Origin of the sequence: Streptomyces sp. NBC_00310, assembly GCF_036208085.1 — a bacterium.
Taxonomy (GTDB): Bacteria; Actinomycetota; Actinomycetes; order Streptomycetales; family Streptomycetaceae; genus Streptomyces.
This window is the reverse complement of sequence record NZ_CP130714.1, coordinates 8102811-8117673: the sequence shown is the minus strand read 5'-3', so window position 1 is coordinate 8117673 and position 14863 is coordinate 8102811. Positions and strand designations below refer to the sequence as shown.

Here is a 14863-nt window from a genome sequence, read left to right as displayed (position 1 = left end):
CCGATGCGCCCCGCAGCCGCTCACCGCCGTCGTCACGCCCCCACCGCATCCACCGGTCACGAGGCGCGCGGCAGGCCGGCACCCGTTCGCGTCCGCCGCCGCTCTACCCGTTCTCCGCCTGGAACATCCAGTGGTGCTTCTCGAGATCCGCCGTGATGCCGATGAAGATGTCCTGGCTCACCGGATCCGCCTCCGCGGTGCTCTCCACCCGTGTCCGCATCCGGGTGATCACCGCGCCGAGCGCGTCCACCAGGGTCCCCACGGCGTCCGCGTCCTTGACCCAGCCGTTCGGGGCCGCGCCGATACCGCTGCTCCCGGCCACTGTCCCGGCCCGCCCGTCCGGCGAGACACCGAGGGTGGAGGCGCGTTCGGCGACGGTGTCGGAGTGCAGCCGGGCGGTGTCCACGACCTCGTCGAGCTGGAGATGGACCGAGCGGAAGCGCGGCCCGACCACGTTCCAATGGATCTGCTTGGCCACGAGGGAGAGGTCGACGAGATCGACCAGGGCGCCCTGCAGCGCCTCGGAGACGGTCTTCAGATCGGCCTCGGACAGCGGGCTCTTCACCACGTACATCAGCACGCTCCGGTTTCTTGGGACGCCGTACGACCCTGTGCGCCCGTACGACTCTGTGCGCTCTACCGCGGCCGCACGCACGCATCGCGCGCACGCCCCGAGCCCGCTCCTCCACCATGACCGCACACCACCACCCCGGCAAACGGGAGCCGCAGGCAACACAGAAGCCCCGGCCGGTGCCCCCAGGTCTCCCTGAAGGCCCCGCCCGGGGCTCCCGCTTCCGCTTCTACTTCTTCACCGGCGCGCGCCGAACCTCACGCACATACACGCGGCTCACGCCGCGACGACGTCCACCGCTTCGGCGGGCGCCTTGATCGTGACCCGTTCCGGTGGCACACCGGCCACCGAGACGGAGTTGAGCATCGGTCGACGCACTGGTGCTGGCACCGGCTCGGTGGCCGCTGCGGACTGGGCCAGCTCGGCAAGGGCGAGCTCGTCGCTCACTTCCCGCATGAGCTCGGACATCCGTACGTCCAGCGCGTCGCAAATGGCGGAGAGCAGCTCGGAGGAAGCCTCCTTCTGCCCCCGCTCCACCTCGGAGAGATAGCCGAGTGAGACTCGGGCGGACGAGGAGACTTCGCGCAGAGTACGGCCCTGGCGCTGGCGCTGCCGACGCAGCACGTCACCCAGCAGGCGACGGAGCAGAATCATCGGTGGCTCCCTCCTCGGACCGCGTAGCCGCATCCTTCACGCCCCACCGTACCGCCTCGCGCTGCGGCCGTGCGGGGAGCGCTGTTGTGTTCACTCAGGGCTGCAAACATCAAGTCCCCCCGTTCTGTTCCGTATCCTGTGCCCGCTCATTCCCGGTCTGTTCGCCCGCAAGCTCCTGAAGAAGCAGTGCGAGTACGCTCCGTACACTCTCCATACGGATTTCCGCCCGGCCGCCGTTCAACCGCAACGACGACACTTTCCCGCCACCTGATACGCCGGAATCGGCTGCGGACGGCCCGGCGACGGCCACATAGACCACGCCGACGGGCCTGCCGTCCTGCGGCTCCGGGCCGGCGACCCCGGTGGTCGAAATTCCCCAGTCGGCGCCGAGCGCCTTGCGGACGCCGTCCGCCATCTGGGCCGCGACCTGCGGATCCACCGCTCCACGCTGGTCCAGGAGGGTCTCGTCGACATCGAGCAACTGGTGCTTCAGCTCGGTGGCGTAGGCGGTGACCGAGCCCCGGAACGCCTGGGAGGCCCCTGGGGCCGCGGTGAGTGCTGCCGCGACCAGACCGCCGGTCAGCGACTCGGCGACGGCGAGCGTCTCGCCCCTCACCGTCAGTAGTCGCAGCACTTCGGCGGCCGTGGAGGTCAACGTTCCGCTCCCTCCGCCGCGGCTTCGCGCTCGGCCGTTCCGCTCCGGCGCAGCACAATGGCCTGTCTCACATAGTCGAGTCCGGTCACTACGGTCAGGATGACCGCCACGGCCATCACCCACCACCTCAGGGTGGCCAGGGGCCCCTCCAGCGCCAGGACGTACATGCCGACGGCGATGCCCTGCGTGAGGGTCTTCAGCTTGCCGCCGCGGCTCGCCGGGATGACTCCGTACCGGATGACGATGAAACGCAGCAGCGTGATCCCGAGTTCCCTGCCGAGGATGACTCCGGTCACCCACCACGGCAGATCGCCGAGGTAGGACAGACAGATCAGCGCGGCACCCATGATCGCCTTGTCGGCGATGGGGTCGGCGATCTTCCCGAAGTCGGTGACCAGGTCGTACGTCCGGGCCAGGTGGCCGTCGAAGATGTCGGTGATCATGGCGACGGCGAAGGCCGCCCAGGCCCAGGCCCGCCAGACCGGGTCGTACCCGCCGTCCATGAGCATCAGCATGACGAAGCCCGGTACGAGGACCAGACGGACCATGGTCAGGATGTTCGCGATGTTCCAGAGGCTGGCCTGGTTGACGGCGGCAGCTCCCAGCTTCCCGCCACGCACGGGCCGCGTCTCTCCGGCAGCGCCCGGGGCGCCGGGAACGCCGGAGGCGCTCGTCACGCCCTTGGCGCCGGAGGTGCCGCCCGCCGCGGATGCCGGGGCTCCCGTCATCTGGCCGCCTCCTCAGGACACACGGGGGAGCCGAGCGAGCCCGGGAGTACCTCGGCCACCAGATCGACGCCTTCCGTGGCGACCACCTTCGCCTCGACCACAAGGCCGACGCTCAGCTCCTCACCGCTCGTGAACAGCACCTGGCCGTCCGTCTCGGGCGCCTGGTGCGCGGCACGACCGTACGCACCCTCGTCCCCGTCGACCGACTCGACGAGGACGCGCACGGTCTGCCCGACGCGCTCCTCGGCGCGCTGCGAGACCAGCTCCTCGGCCAGCCGCGAGACCCGCGCGAGCCGCTCGGCGACCACGTCCTCGGCCAGCTTGTTCTCGTACGTCGCCGCCTCGGTGCCCTCCTCGTCGGAGTACCCGAAGACGCCGATCGCGTCCAGTCTCGCGCCGTTCAGGAACCGCTCCAGCTCCGCGAGGTCGTCCTCGGTCTCGCCGGGGAATCCCACGATGAAGTTGGACCGCACGCCGGCCTCGGGGGCCTTGCCGCGGATGGTGTCGAGCAGCTCCAGGAAGCGGTCGGTGTCGCCGAAGCGGCGCATCGAGCGCAGCACGGCGGGGGCGGAGTGCTGGAAGGAGAGGTCGAAGTAGGGCACGACCTTGGGTGTGGAGGTGAGCACGTCGATGAGGCCGGGCCGCATCTCGGCGGGCTGGAGGTAGCTCACGCGCACCCGCTCGATGCCGTCGACCTCGGCGAGCTCGGGCAGCAGGGACTCCAGCAGCCGGATGTCGCCCAGGTCCTTGCCGTACGAGGTGTTGTTCTCGGAGACGAGCATGACCTCCTTGACGCCCTGCTCGGCCAGCCAGCGCGTCTCGTTCAGCACGTCCGAGGGGCGGCGCGAGATGAAGGAGCCGCGGAAGGACGGGATGGCGCAGAAGGAGCAACGGCGGTCGCAGCCCGAGGCCAGCTTCACGGAGGCGACGGGCGAGCCGTCCAGGCGGCGGCGCAGTGGCGAACGCGGCCCGGAGGCCGGAGCGAGGCCGTCCGGAAGGTCGACGGGGGCGTGCCCCGGCAGCGCGACCTCGGCAGCCGACTCCTGGCGCTCGGCCGGGCTGATCGGCAGCAGCTTGCGCCGGTCGCGCGGGGTGTGCGAGGCGTGGATGCCGCCGTTCAGGATGGTCTGGAGGCGGTCGGAGATGTTCGCGTAGTCGTCGAAGCCGAGCACGCCGTCGGCCTCGGGCAGCGCCTCGGCGAGCTCCTTGCCGTACCGCTCGGCCATGCAGCCGACCGCGACGACGGCCTGGGTTCTGCCGTGACCCTTGAGGTCATTGGCTTCCAGGAGCGCGTCGACGGAGTCCTTCTTGGCGGCTTCGACGAAGCCACAGGTGTTGACGACCGCGACGTCCGCTTCCTCGGCGTCCTCGACGAGCTCCCAGCCGTCCGCCTCCAAGCGGCCTGCGAGCTCCTCCGAGTCCACCTCGTTACGGGCGCAGCCAAGAGTGACGAGTGCGACGGTACGGCGTTCAGGCATGGGCTCAAGACTACTTCGTCCCGCTGACAGCCCACGTCGACGGGGTTGGCCGATCTTGGCCAACCCCGTACCCGCGTTCTCTCTGGGTCGTCCGTACGTCCGCTGGCGCGGACGTACCGAAGGCTCAGCCGACCTCCGGGTCGCCCTTCGTGTACGTCAGGCGTTCGACCTGGCCGGGCCGGAAGTCGTCCTTGATCTTCTTGCCGTTGACGTAGAGCTGGATGGCTCCGGCGTCGCCGAGGACGAGGTCGATCTTGGAGCTGTCCTGGAAGGTCTTGGACTGGCCCTGCTTGAGGAGGCCGTCCCACAGGAGCCGGCCGTTGTGGTCCTTGGCGGAGATCCAGCTGCGGCCGTCGGAGGCGCTGACCTGCACGGTCACCTTGTCGCGGGGCGCGGCCGCGATGGCGCTGTCGGTCGGGTCGGGCTTCGGGTCGGCGTCGGGCTTGTCGGCCTTGGGCGTGGGCGAGGCGGGCTTGCTGGTGGTCGGCGTGGAGCCCTCGGCGACCTGTGTGGTGTCGCCGTCGTCACCGTCGTTGAACGCGGTGAAGCCGACGAAGCCGATCACCGCGACGATCGCGGCGACCATGGCGGCGGTCCAGTTGGGGCCGCGCCGCTCGGGACGGATGCGCTCCGCCTCGAACAGCGGCGCCGCCGGGGTGGGCGCGGGCCGCCCGCCGTGCGCCTCGTCGAACTGCGCGAGCAGCGGAACGGGATCGATGCGCACCGCGCGTGCGAGGGTGCGGAGGTGACCGCGCGCGTAGACGTCGCCACCGCAGGGGGCGAAGTCGTCCTGCTCGATCGCGTGCACGATGGCGATGCGGACCCGGGTGGCGTTGCTGACGTCGTCGACGGTCAGCCCGGCCGCGATGCGTGCCTGCTGGAGGGCACGACCGATCGAGGGGCGTTCCGCCAGGCGTTCGTCACGGTCGTCTTCGAACGGACGCTCGTCTTCGGGGAAGTTGCCGTCAGGGGAGTTGCCGATGGACACGGGGGCGCCTTTCGAGCGTGTAGCCACCTGTGCTGGAGGTTCAGTCTAGGGGGGGTACGAAAGGGTGGGGCAACCGGGCGGTGGGACTTTGTACGCCATCAGAATGGCCGGTCATCCTGCTGGTGGTGAGGGTGGGGCACGGGGCTGTCCCCTCGTCCAACTTGACGTACGCCGAAGGGAAACGGTTGCTCACCATTTCCTTACGGGTGAGTCACGTTCGAATACCCGGATGCCGTAATCCCATCCGTGTTCCGCCCGTCGGACAACCGGTTTTCCCTGCGGTGCGCCCCTCCGCGGTCCCGCTGCGGCCCTTATGCCTCAGTCTCCCCCCGGATCACGGCCAGCACGCCGTCCAGTTCGTCGGGTTTCACAAGAACGTCACGTGCCTTGGAGCCCTCGCTCGGCCCCACGATGCCCCGGGACTCCATGAGGTCCATGAGTCGCCCGGCCTTGGCGAAGCCGACGCGCAGCTTGCGCTGGAGCATGGAGGTCGATCCGAACTGCGTGGAGACGACCAGTTCGGCCGCCTGGCACAGCAGGTCGAGGTCGTCGCCGATCTCCTCGTCGATCTCCTTCTTCTGCTTGGTGCCCACGGTGACGTCGTCCCGGAAGACGGGCGCCATCTGGTCCTTGCAGTGCTGGACGATCGCCGCGACCTCGTCCTCGGTCACGAACGCGCCCTGCATACGGGTCGGCTTGTTGGCCCCCATCGGCAGGAACAGCCCGTCGCCCTTGCCGATCAGCTTCTCGGCGCCGGGCTGGTCGAGGATGACCCGCGAGTCGGCGAGCGAGGAGGTGGCGAAGGCGAGCCGCGAGGGCACGTTCGCCTTGATCAGACCGGTGACGACGTCCACGGACGGCCGCTGCGTGGCGAGCACCAGGTGGATGCCGGCCGCGCGCGCGAGCTGGGTGATGCGGACGATCGCGTCCTCGACGTCCCGCGGCGCGACCATCATCAGGTCGGCCAGCTCGTCCACGATCACCAGCAGGTACGGGTACGGCTGGAGCTCGCGCTCGCTGCCCTCGGGCAGCTTCACCTTGCCGTTCCTGATGGCCTCGTTGAAGTCGTCGATGTGGCGGTAGCCGAACGCGGCCAGGTCGTCGTAGCGCAGGTCCATCTCGCGCACGACCCACTGGAGCGCCTCGGCGGCCCGCTTGGGGTTGGTGATGATCGGCGTGATCAGGTGCGGGATGCCCTCGTACGCGGTCAGTTCGACGCGCTTGGGGTCGACGAGGACCATACGGACGTCCTCGGGGGTCGCGCGGACCATGACCGAGGTGATCAGGCAGTTGATGCACGACGATTTACCGGAGCCGGTCGCGCCTGCGACGAGCACATGCGGCATCTTCGCCAGATTGGCCATCACATAGCCGCCCTCGACGTCCTTGCCGAGCGCGACCAGCATCGGGTGGTCGTCCTCGGCCGCGTCCGCGAGGCGCAGTACGTCGCCGAGGTTGACCATCTCGCGGTCGGTGTTGGGGATCTCGATGCCGACGGCCGACTTGCCGGGGATCGGGCTGATGATCCGTACGTCCGGGCTGGCGACGGCGTACGCGATGTTCTTGGTGAGCGCGGTGATCCGCTCGACCTTGACCGCCGGGCCCAGCTCGACCTCGTAGCGGGTGACCGTCGGCCCGCGGGTGAAGCCGGTGACGGAGGCGTCGACCTTGAACTCGGAGAACACGTTCGAGAGGGAGGCCACTATGGCGTCGTTGGCGGCGCTGCGCGTCTTGCCGGGGCCGCCCCGCTCCAGGAGGTCGAGCGAGGGCAGGGAGTAGGTGATGTCGCCGGAGAGCTGGAGCTGTTCGGCGCGCGCCGGCAGCTCTCGCGGCTCGTCCGGGGCCTGCTTGGTCAGGTCCGGCACCAGGGCGTCCTGCCTGGCGCCCTTGGGCGGCTTGGCGGCCGGGGGTTCCTGCTGGGGCGTCCTGCTGCGCGCGGCCGGGACGGGGGTGGTCTCCTCCCGGTCCCCCACACTCACGCCCTGGGTGAGGTCGGCGACCACCGGCGAGGGCGGCATCCCGTGCAGCACGGCCCCGTCGAGCGCGGCAGCGGCGGCAGCGGCCACGTCCACGGCGTCCATCGGCCGGTTCGGGTCGGGCTGCCGTACGGCGGAGCGCCTCGGCCGGCGCTTGGTGAGGGCCTCCTGCTCGGCGGAGTCGGGGTCGTACGCCTCGGGAGCCGAGCCGCGTCGGCGGGGGCGCGCGGGAAGCGCGTCGCGCCACTGCTCGTCGTAGCGGGAGTCGTCCTCGCCGTACTCGGCGTACTCGTCCTCGTCGTCCGCGACGATGCCCAGCTTCTGCCCGAGCAGCCGCAGCCGCTGCGGGATCGCGTTGACCGGTGTCGCGGTGACGACGAGCAGCCCGAAGACCGTGAGCAGCACGAGCATCGCCACGGCGAGGGCCTGGCCCATGGTGTACGTCAGCGGCGTGGCCGTGCTCCAGCCGATGAGCCCCCCGGCGTCCCTTATCGCCTGCATGCCGGCGCTGCGGGCGGGCGAGCCGCAGGCGAGGTGGACCTGGCCGAGGACGCCGATGACGAGCGCGGACAGACCGATGACGATGCGTCCGTTGGCGTCCGGCTTCTCGGGGTGCCGGATGAACCGTACGGCGATGACCGAGAGCAGTACCGGCACGAGCAGGTCGAGCCGGCCGAAGGCACCGGTCACGAGCATCTCGACGAGATCGCCGACCGGGCCGCGCAGATTGGACCAGGTACCGGCGGCGACGATCAGGGCGAGGGCGAGCAGCAGGAGCGCGACGCCGTCCTTGCGATGCGCCGGGTCGAGACCCTTCGCGCCCTGCCCTATGCCACGGAAGACGGCGCCGACGGCGTGCGCGGCACCGAGCCAGACGGCGCGTACGAGCTTGTACACGCCTCCGGTGGGATTGGGCGCCGGCTTCGGAGGGGCCGTCTTCTTCGCCGTCGCCTTCTTGGCGGCGGCTTTCTTCGCGGGGGCCTTCTTCGCCGAAGCCTTCGTCGGAGCGGCCGCCTTCTTCGCGGGCGGCTTCTTCGCTGCGGACTGACGTGAGGCCATGAGTGTGAGGTTACCGGTGGAGACCACAACCGACACGTGTGCCCACTGCTTCACCCGTTCGTGTCGCGCTCGTGGAGCCCCGAAGCTGACGCGGACAGACAGACCCTCATCCCCCACGATCACCGGTCACAACCGGACGCGGGCCCGGGCCACTTGTGCGACCCCGGCCCGCGCTCCGGAACATGCTCAGTTCTGCGACGGCACCGACGGGTGCCCGCCCGTGCCCGGCTCCAACGCGTCCAGCGCCCTGCGCAGGCCCGTGAGTTTGCGTTCGAGATGGGCCGCGGTGGCCACCGCGGCGGCGTCCGCGGAGTCGTCGTCGAGCTGTTTGGACAGCGCCTCCGCCTGCTCCTCGACGGCCGCGAGCCGCGCGGAGAGTTCGGCGAGGATGCCGCCGGAGGGCTCCTTGGAACCGCCCGCCGCCCCCTTGCCGCCACCCTCCAACTGGAGCCGCAACAGCGCCGCCTGCTCCCTGAGCTGGCAGTTCTTCATGTACAGCTCGACGAAAACGGAGACCTTGGCGCGCAGCACCCAGGGGTCGAACGGTTTCGAGATGTAGTCGACCGCACCTGCCGCGTACCCACGGAACGTGTGATGCGGTCCGTGGTTGATGGCGGTGAGGAAAATAATGGGGATGTCCCGGGTCCGTTCGCGCCGCTTAATGTGCGCGGCCGTTTCGAAACCGTCCATTCCCGGCATCTGGACGTCCAGCAGAATGACCGCGAAGTCGTCCGTCAACAGCGCCTTGAGCGCTTCCTCCCCGGACGATGCCCGCACCAGTGTCTGATCGAGCGCGGAGAGGATGGCCTCCAGCGCCAACAGATTCTCCGGCCGGTCATCGACCAGGAGGATCTTGGCCTTCTGCACCATGGCCCGTCCTCCTCGCCCCGGCTTGGGGCCTCCCCTGTCCGCAGGACTCGACGTGACACCACTCGGCGTCACCCCAGGGGACGACTCCCTCGCGCCACCCGTCCTTGTGCCGGTCATCGTAGCCGCACCCCGCCCGTCGCCACACCCTGTCACCGTGATGTCACTGTGCTCGTAGCAGAAACGCAAGCGGGGACCAGAAGGTTCCCCGAATCCCGCGTTTCTACACGGCCTCGGCCACACTCAGTCAGCAACTCCGTGCACCGCTCAACGGGTTGTGACCACCGACCGCGCTCCGCGTCACTCACTCCGCATCCATTGCTGCATGACCGACAGCAGATGATCCGGATCCACCGGCTTGGTCACATAGTCGGAGGCTCCCGAGTCGATCGCCTTCTCCCGGTCGCCCTTCATCGCCTTGGCCGTCAGCGCGATGATCGGCAGTCCGGCGAACTGGGGCATCCGGCGGATCGCCGTGGTCGTCGCGTAGCCGTCCATCTCGGGCATCATGATGTCCATCAGAACGACCGTCACGTCGTCGTGCTGTTCCAGGACCTCGATGCCCTCACGGCCGTTCTCGGCGTACAGCACGGACAGGCCGTGCTGCTCCAGGACGCTGGTGAGCGCGAAGACGTTACGGATGTCGTCGTCGACGATGAGGACCTTCTCGCCGTCGAAGCGGACCGTCCGGCGCGCCTGCGACGCCGCCTCCTGCACGGCCTGCTGCGCCCAGTGCTCCTGCGCCTGACCGTTGCCCTGGCCGTGGTGCGGGGCGGGCACGGACCTGCGGCGCCGCCTGAAGAGCGCGGCGGCCCCGTTCTGGGTCTCGCGGTACGACTTCACCTCGGCCGGCGTCTCGGTGCGCTCGGCCAGCTCGTTCTCGGAGGCCAGCAGCTCCCCGGCCTCCAGCGCGGCGGGCGTGTTGTGCGCGTAGCCCTGCGGGGGCAGTTCACTCGGGTGCAGCGGCAGATACAGGGTGAAGGTGGAGCCGCGTCCGGGCTCGCTCTGCGCGTGGATCTCGCCGCCCAGCAGCCGGGCGATCTCCCGCGAGATGGACAACCCCAGGCCCGTACCGCCGTACTTGCGGCTCGTGGTGCCGTCCGCCTGCTTGAACGCCTCGAAGATGACCCGCATCTTGCTGGCCGCGATCCCGATGCCCGTGTCCGTCACCGAGAACGCGATCATGCCGGCGTCCGCGTCCCGCAGCGAGCCCGCCTCCAGCAACTGCTCCCTGATGGCCACCGGCACATCCGCGCCGGCCGGCCGGATGACCAGCTCCACGGCCCCGGAGTCGGTGAACTTCACCGCGTTGGACAGCAGGTTCCGCAGCACCTGCAGCAGCCGCTGTTCGTCCGTGTGCAGCGTGGCGGGCAGCTCCGGCGAGACGCGTACGGAGAAGTCCAGGCCCTTCTCCGCGGTCAGCGGCCGGAAGGTGGCCTCCACGTAGTCCACGAGCTGGACGAGGGCGATACGGGTCGGCGAGACGTCCATCTTGCCCGCCTCGACCTTCGACAGGTCCAGGATGTCGTTGATCAGCTGGAGCAGGTCGGAGCCCGCCCCGTGGATCGTCTCGGCGAACTCGACCTGCTTGGGCGTCAGGTTCGACTCGGCGTTGTCGGCGAGCAGTTTGGCGAGGATCAGCAGCGAGTTGAGCGGGGTGCGCAGCTCGTGCGACATGTTCGCGAGGAACTCGCTCTTGTAGCGCATGGACACCGCGAGCTGCTCGGCACGCTCCTCCAGGACCTGCCGCGCCTCCTCGATCTCGGTGTTCTTGACCTCGATGTCGCGGTTCTGCCGGGCCAGCAGCTCGGCCTTCTCCTCCAGTTCGGCGTTGGACGCCTGGAGTGCCTTCTGCCGGTTCTCCAACTCGTCGGACCGCTCGCGCAGTTGCTCGGTCAGCTCCTGCGACTGCTTCAGCAGCACCTCGGTCTTGGTGTTGACGGAGATGGTGTTGACGCTCGTCGCGATCATCTCCGCGATCTGGTTCAGGAAGTCCTTCTGGATCTGTGTGAACGAGTTGAACGACGCCAGTTCGATGACACCGAGCACGGTCCCCTCGAAGAGCACCGGCAACACGATGACCTGCGCGGGCGGCGCCTCGCCGAGCCCGGAGGAGATCTTCAGATAGCCGCTCGGCGCGTTCTCCACCAGGATCGTGCGCTTCTCCTTCGCGGCCGTCCCGACCAGCGCCTCACCGGGCCGGAACGACGTCGGCATGGAGCCCATGGAGTAGCCGTACGAGCCGAGCATGCGCAGCTCGTACTGGTCGTCGTTGTCCGGGGCCAGGTCCTTGCCGTCGAGGAACGGCAACGCGAGGAAGAACGCGCCGTGCTGCGCGGAGACCACCGGCGTCAGCTCACTCATGATCAGCGAGGCCACGTCGTCGAGGTCCCGGCGGCCCTGCATCAGGGCGGAGATCCGGGCGAGGTTGCCCTTGAGCCAGTCCTGCTCCTGGTTGGCGATCGTGGTGTCGCGCAGGTTGGCGATCATCTTGTTGATGTAGTCCTGCAGCTCCTTGATCTCGCCGGACGCGTCGACGTCGATCTTGAGGTTCAGGTCGCCCCGGGTCACCGCGGTGGCCACGCGCGCGATGGCACGGACCTGCCGCGTCAGGTTCCCGGCCATCTCGTTCACCGACTCGGTGAGGTCCCGCCAGGTGCCGTCGACGTCCCGGACGCGCGCCAGACCGCCCAGCTGTCCCTCGGTGCCCACCTCGCGGGCCACCCGGGTGACCTCCTCGGCGAAGGAGGACAGCTGGTCGACCATCGTGTTGATGGTGGTCTTCAGCTCCAGGATCTCGCCGCGCGCGTCGATGTCGATCTTCTTGGTCAGGTCGCCCTTGGCGATGGCGGTCGTGACCATCGCGATGTTGCGGACCTGGCCGGTGAGGTTGGACGCCATCGAGTTCACGGACTCGGTGAGGTCCTTCCACGTACCCGCCACACCCGGTACGTGCGCCTGGCCGCCCAGGATGCCATCCGTGCCCACCTCACGGGCCACCTTGGTGACCTGGTCGGCGAACGAACTCAGCGTCTTCACCATGCTGTTGAAGGTGTCGGCGAGCTGCGCGACCTCACCCGCCGCCTCGATCGTCACCGTACGGGTCAGGTCGCCGTTCGCGACGGCCGCCGCGACCTGGGAGATGTTCCGCACCTGCATGGTCAGGTTCTTGGCCATCAGGTTCACATTGCCGCTGAGGTCCTTCCAGATGCCGGTGACGCCCGGCACGTGCGCCTGGCCGCCGAGGATGCCCTCGGTGCCCACCTCGCGGGCCACCCGGGTCACCTGCTCGGCGAAGGACGACAGCTGGTCCACCATCGTGTTGACGGTGGTGACGAGTTCGAGGATCTCGCCCTTCGCGTCGACGGTGATCTTCTTCGACAGGTCGCCCTTGGCGACCGCGGTCGTGACCTCGGCGATCTGACGCACCTGGATGGTCAGGTTGTTCGCCATGAAGTTCACCGACTGCGTGAGGTCCTTCCAGGTGCCGGAGACGCCCTGCACCTCGGCCTGACCGCCGAGCTGGCCCTCCGTACCCACCTCGCGGGCGACCCTGGTGACCTCCTCCGCGAACGACGACAGCTGGTCCACCATCGTGTTCAGCGTGTTCTTCAGCTCCAGGATCTCGCCGCGCGCGTCCACGGTGATCTTCTGGGAGAGGTCGCCCCGGGCCACCGCCGTGGCGACCTGCGCGATGTTGCGGACCTGACCGGTCAGGTTGCCGGCCATGCCGTTCACGGACTCGGTGAGGTCGCGCCACACACCGGCGACGCCGGGCACCTGCGCCTGACCGCCGAGGCGGCCCTCCGTACCCACGTCCCGGGCCACCCGGGTCACCTGGTCCGCGAAGGACGACAGCTGGTCGACCATCGTGTTGATGGTGTTCTTCAGCTCCAGGATCTCGCCGCGCGCGTCCACGTCGATCTTCTGGGAGAGGTCGCCGCGCGCCACGGCCGTCGTCACCTGCGCGATGTTCCGCACCTGCGAGGTGAGGTTGCCGGCCATCGAGTTGACGGAGTCGGTGAGTTCCTTCCACGTACCGGACACGCCGTCGACGCGGGCCTGACCGCCGAGGCGGCCCTCCGTACCCACGTCCCGGGCCATCCGCGTCACCTGGTCGGCGAACGACGACAGCTGGTCCACCATCGTGTTCACGGTGTTCTTCAGTTCGAGCATCTCGCCCGCGACATCGACGGTGACCTTCTGCGAGAGATCGCCGTTGGCCACGGCCGTCGTCACCGCCGCGATGTTCCTCACCTGTCCGGTGAGATTCCGGAACGCGGTGTTGACGGAGTCCGTCAGGTCCTTCCACGTCCCCGCCGCGCCCGGCACCTGCGCCTGACCGCCCAGCCGGCCCTCGGCACCGACCTCGTTGGCCACCCGTGTGACCTCGGCACCGAAGTAGGAGAGCTGGTCGACCATCCCGTTGACGGTGTTCTTCAGTTCGAGCATCTCGCCCGCGACATCGACGGTGACCTTCTGCGAGAGATCGCCGTTGGCCACGGCCGTCGTCACCGCCGCGATGTCCCGCACCTGGATGGTCAGGTTCCGGAAGACGGTGTTCACGGAATCGGTGAGGTCCTTCCATGTCCCCGCCGCGCCCGGCACCTGCGCCTGACCGCCCAGCCGACCCTCGGCACCCACCTCGTTGGCCACGCGCGTGACCTCGTCGGCGAAGATCCGCAGCGTCTCGGTCATCTGGTTGATCGTCTCGGCCAGTTTGGCGACCTCACCGCGCGCCGGGACGGTCACCTTCTGCGACAGATCACCGTTGGCGACCGCGGTGGTGACCTGAGCGATGCCGCGCATCTGGAGGGTGAGGTTGCCGGCCATGGTGTTCACCGAATCGGTGAGTTCCTTCCACACCCCGGCCACGCCCGGCACCTCGGCCTGCCCGCCGAGCTGACCCTCGGTACCCACCTCTCGGGCGACTCGCGTCACCTCGGAAGAGAACGCGGAGAGCTGGTCGACCATCGTGTTGACGGTCTCCTTCAGCTCCAGCATCTCACCGGCCACATGAACCGTGACCTTCCGGGACAGATCACCCTTCGCGACCGCCGTCGTCACCAGCGCGATGTCCCTCACCTGCGCGGTGAGCCGGTACGCCATCGTGTTGACGGACTCCGTCAGGTCCTTCCACGAACCGGACATGCCGCGCACCTTGGCCTGCCCGCCCAGCTTGCCCTCGGTGCCCACCTCGCTGGCCACCCGGGTGACCTCGTCGGTGAACGTGGACAGCTGGTCGACCAGGTTGTTCACCGTACGTCCGACCTTCAGGAACTCCCCGCGCAGCGGATGCCCGGTCCCGTCCGGCGCCTGCGTCCGCAGCTCCATGCGCGGCGACAGATCACCGTCCGCCACGGCCGACAACACCCGGCTGACCTCGGAGACCGGCCGTACGAGGTCGTCGACCAGCGCGTTCGACGCGTCGATCGCCGTCGCCCAGGACCCCTCGGCGGCACCCGTCTCCAGCCGCTCGGTGAGCTTGCCCTCACGCCCCACCACACGCCGCACCCGCGACAGCTCGCCGGTCAGATGGAGATTCCGGTCCGCCACCTCGTTGAAGACCGCCGAGATCTCGGACATCACACCGTCACCCGAGACGGTCAGCCGCTTGCGGAAGTTACCGTCCCGCATCGCCTCCAACGCCGTGAGCAGCCGGTTCAGGGCAGCCGTGTCCACGGTCGTGGTCCCATTGCGCGGTTTGCGTGATGTGCGCTGGTCACTCAGGGACTGTCCGCCTTTCGCGCGCGCTTTAGTGCCCCGCGTCGCTGCGCCAGACTCCACTGTGTCCCTCCCGCAAGGGTCGACCGTTCCCGCTAGACGTACTTCGTCATATTCGAACGCTTCGTACTGCTCACACTGCTCGTACCACTCGTACCACTTG

At 68.9% G+C, this 14863-nt stretch carries 9 protein-coding genes; all 9 read right to left on the bottom strand.

What is annotated here, in order from left to right; all coding sequences use genetic code 11:
- Window positions 1–103 precede the first annotated feature (103 nt).
- The 9 genes from OG202_RS35605 to OG202_RS35565 all read right to left on the bottom strand — a co-directional run bounded on the left by OG202_RS35605 (window position 104) and on the right by OG202_RS35565 (window position 14763).
- Window positions 104–574, bottom strand: a complete 471-nt coding sequence (locus OG202_RS35605; RefSeq protein ID WP_326585592.1) for a Dps family protein — start codon at window positions 572–574, stop codon at window positions 104–106.
- 273 nt (window positions 575–847) lie between these two features.
- Window positions 848–1225, bottom strand: coding sequence for a helix-turn-helix domain-containing protein (locus tag OG202_RS35600; RefSeq protein ID WP_005481441.1), 378 nt, complete (start codon window positions 1223–1225; stop codon window positions 848–850).
- 109 nt (window positions 1226–1334) lie between these two features.
- Complete coding sequence (locus OG202_RS35595) at window positions 1335–1880, bottom strand: CinA family protein (protein WP_327727562.1); 546 nt, start codon at window positions 1878–1880, stop codon at window positions 1335–1337.
- On the bottom strand, window positions 1877–2608 hold the full coding sequence (gene pgsA / locus OG202_RS35590; RefSeq protein ID WP_327727563.1) for a CDP-diacylglycerol--glycerol-3-phosphate 3-phosphatidyltransferase: 732 nt from the start codon (window positions 2606–2608) through the stop codon (window positions 1877–1879). The genes OG202_RS35595 and pgsA overlap by 4 nt, the downstream gene beginning before the upstream one ends.
- The gene (rimO, locus tag OG202_RS35585; protein WP_326576425.1) at window positions 2605–4086 is read right to left on the bottom strand and encodes a 30S ribosomal protein S12 methylthiotransferase RimO; all 1482 of its coding nucleotides are present in this window, start codon (window positions 4084–4086) and stop codon (window positions 2605–2607) included. Before rimO ends, pgsA begins: the two co-directional genes overlap by 4 nt.
- A gap of 124 nt (window positions 4087–4210) precedes the next feature.
- Complete coding sequence (locus OG202_RS35580; protein ID WP_328224148.1) at window positions 4211–5074, bottom strand: helix-turn-helix domain-containing protein; 864 nt, start codon at window positions 5072–5074, stop codon at window positions 4211–4213.
- A 311-nt stretch (window positions 5075–5385) separates the two neighbouring features.
- On the bottom strand, window positions 5386–8109 hold the full coding sequence (locus OG202_RS35575; RefSeq protein ID WP_327727565.1) for an FtsK/SpoIIIE family DNA translocase: 2724 nt from the start codon (window positions 8107–8109) through the stop codon (window positions 5386–5388).
- A gap of 186 nt (window positions 8110–8295) precedes the next feature.
- Entirely contained in the window at window positions 8296–8979 is a 684-nt protein-coding gene (locus tag OG202_RS35570; protein WP_326576431.1) for a response regulator, read from the bottom strand.
- A gap of 297 nt (window positions 8980–9276) precedes the next feature.
- On the bottom strand, window positions 9277–14763 hold the full coding sequence (locus tag OG202_RS35565) for a HAMP domain-containing protein (RefSeq protein WP_327727566.1): 5487 nt from the start codon (window positions 14761–14763) through the stop codon (window positions 9277–9279).
- Window positions 14764–14863: the final 100 nt, after the last annotated feature.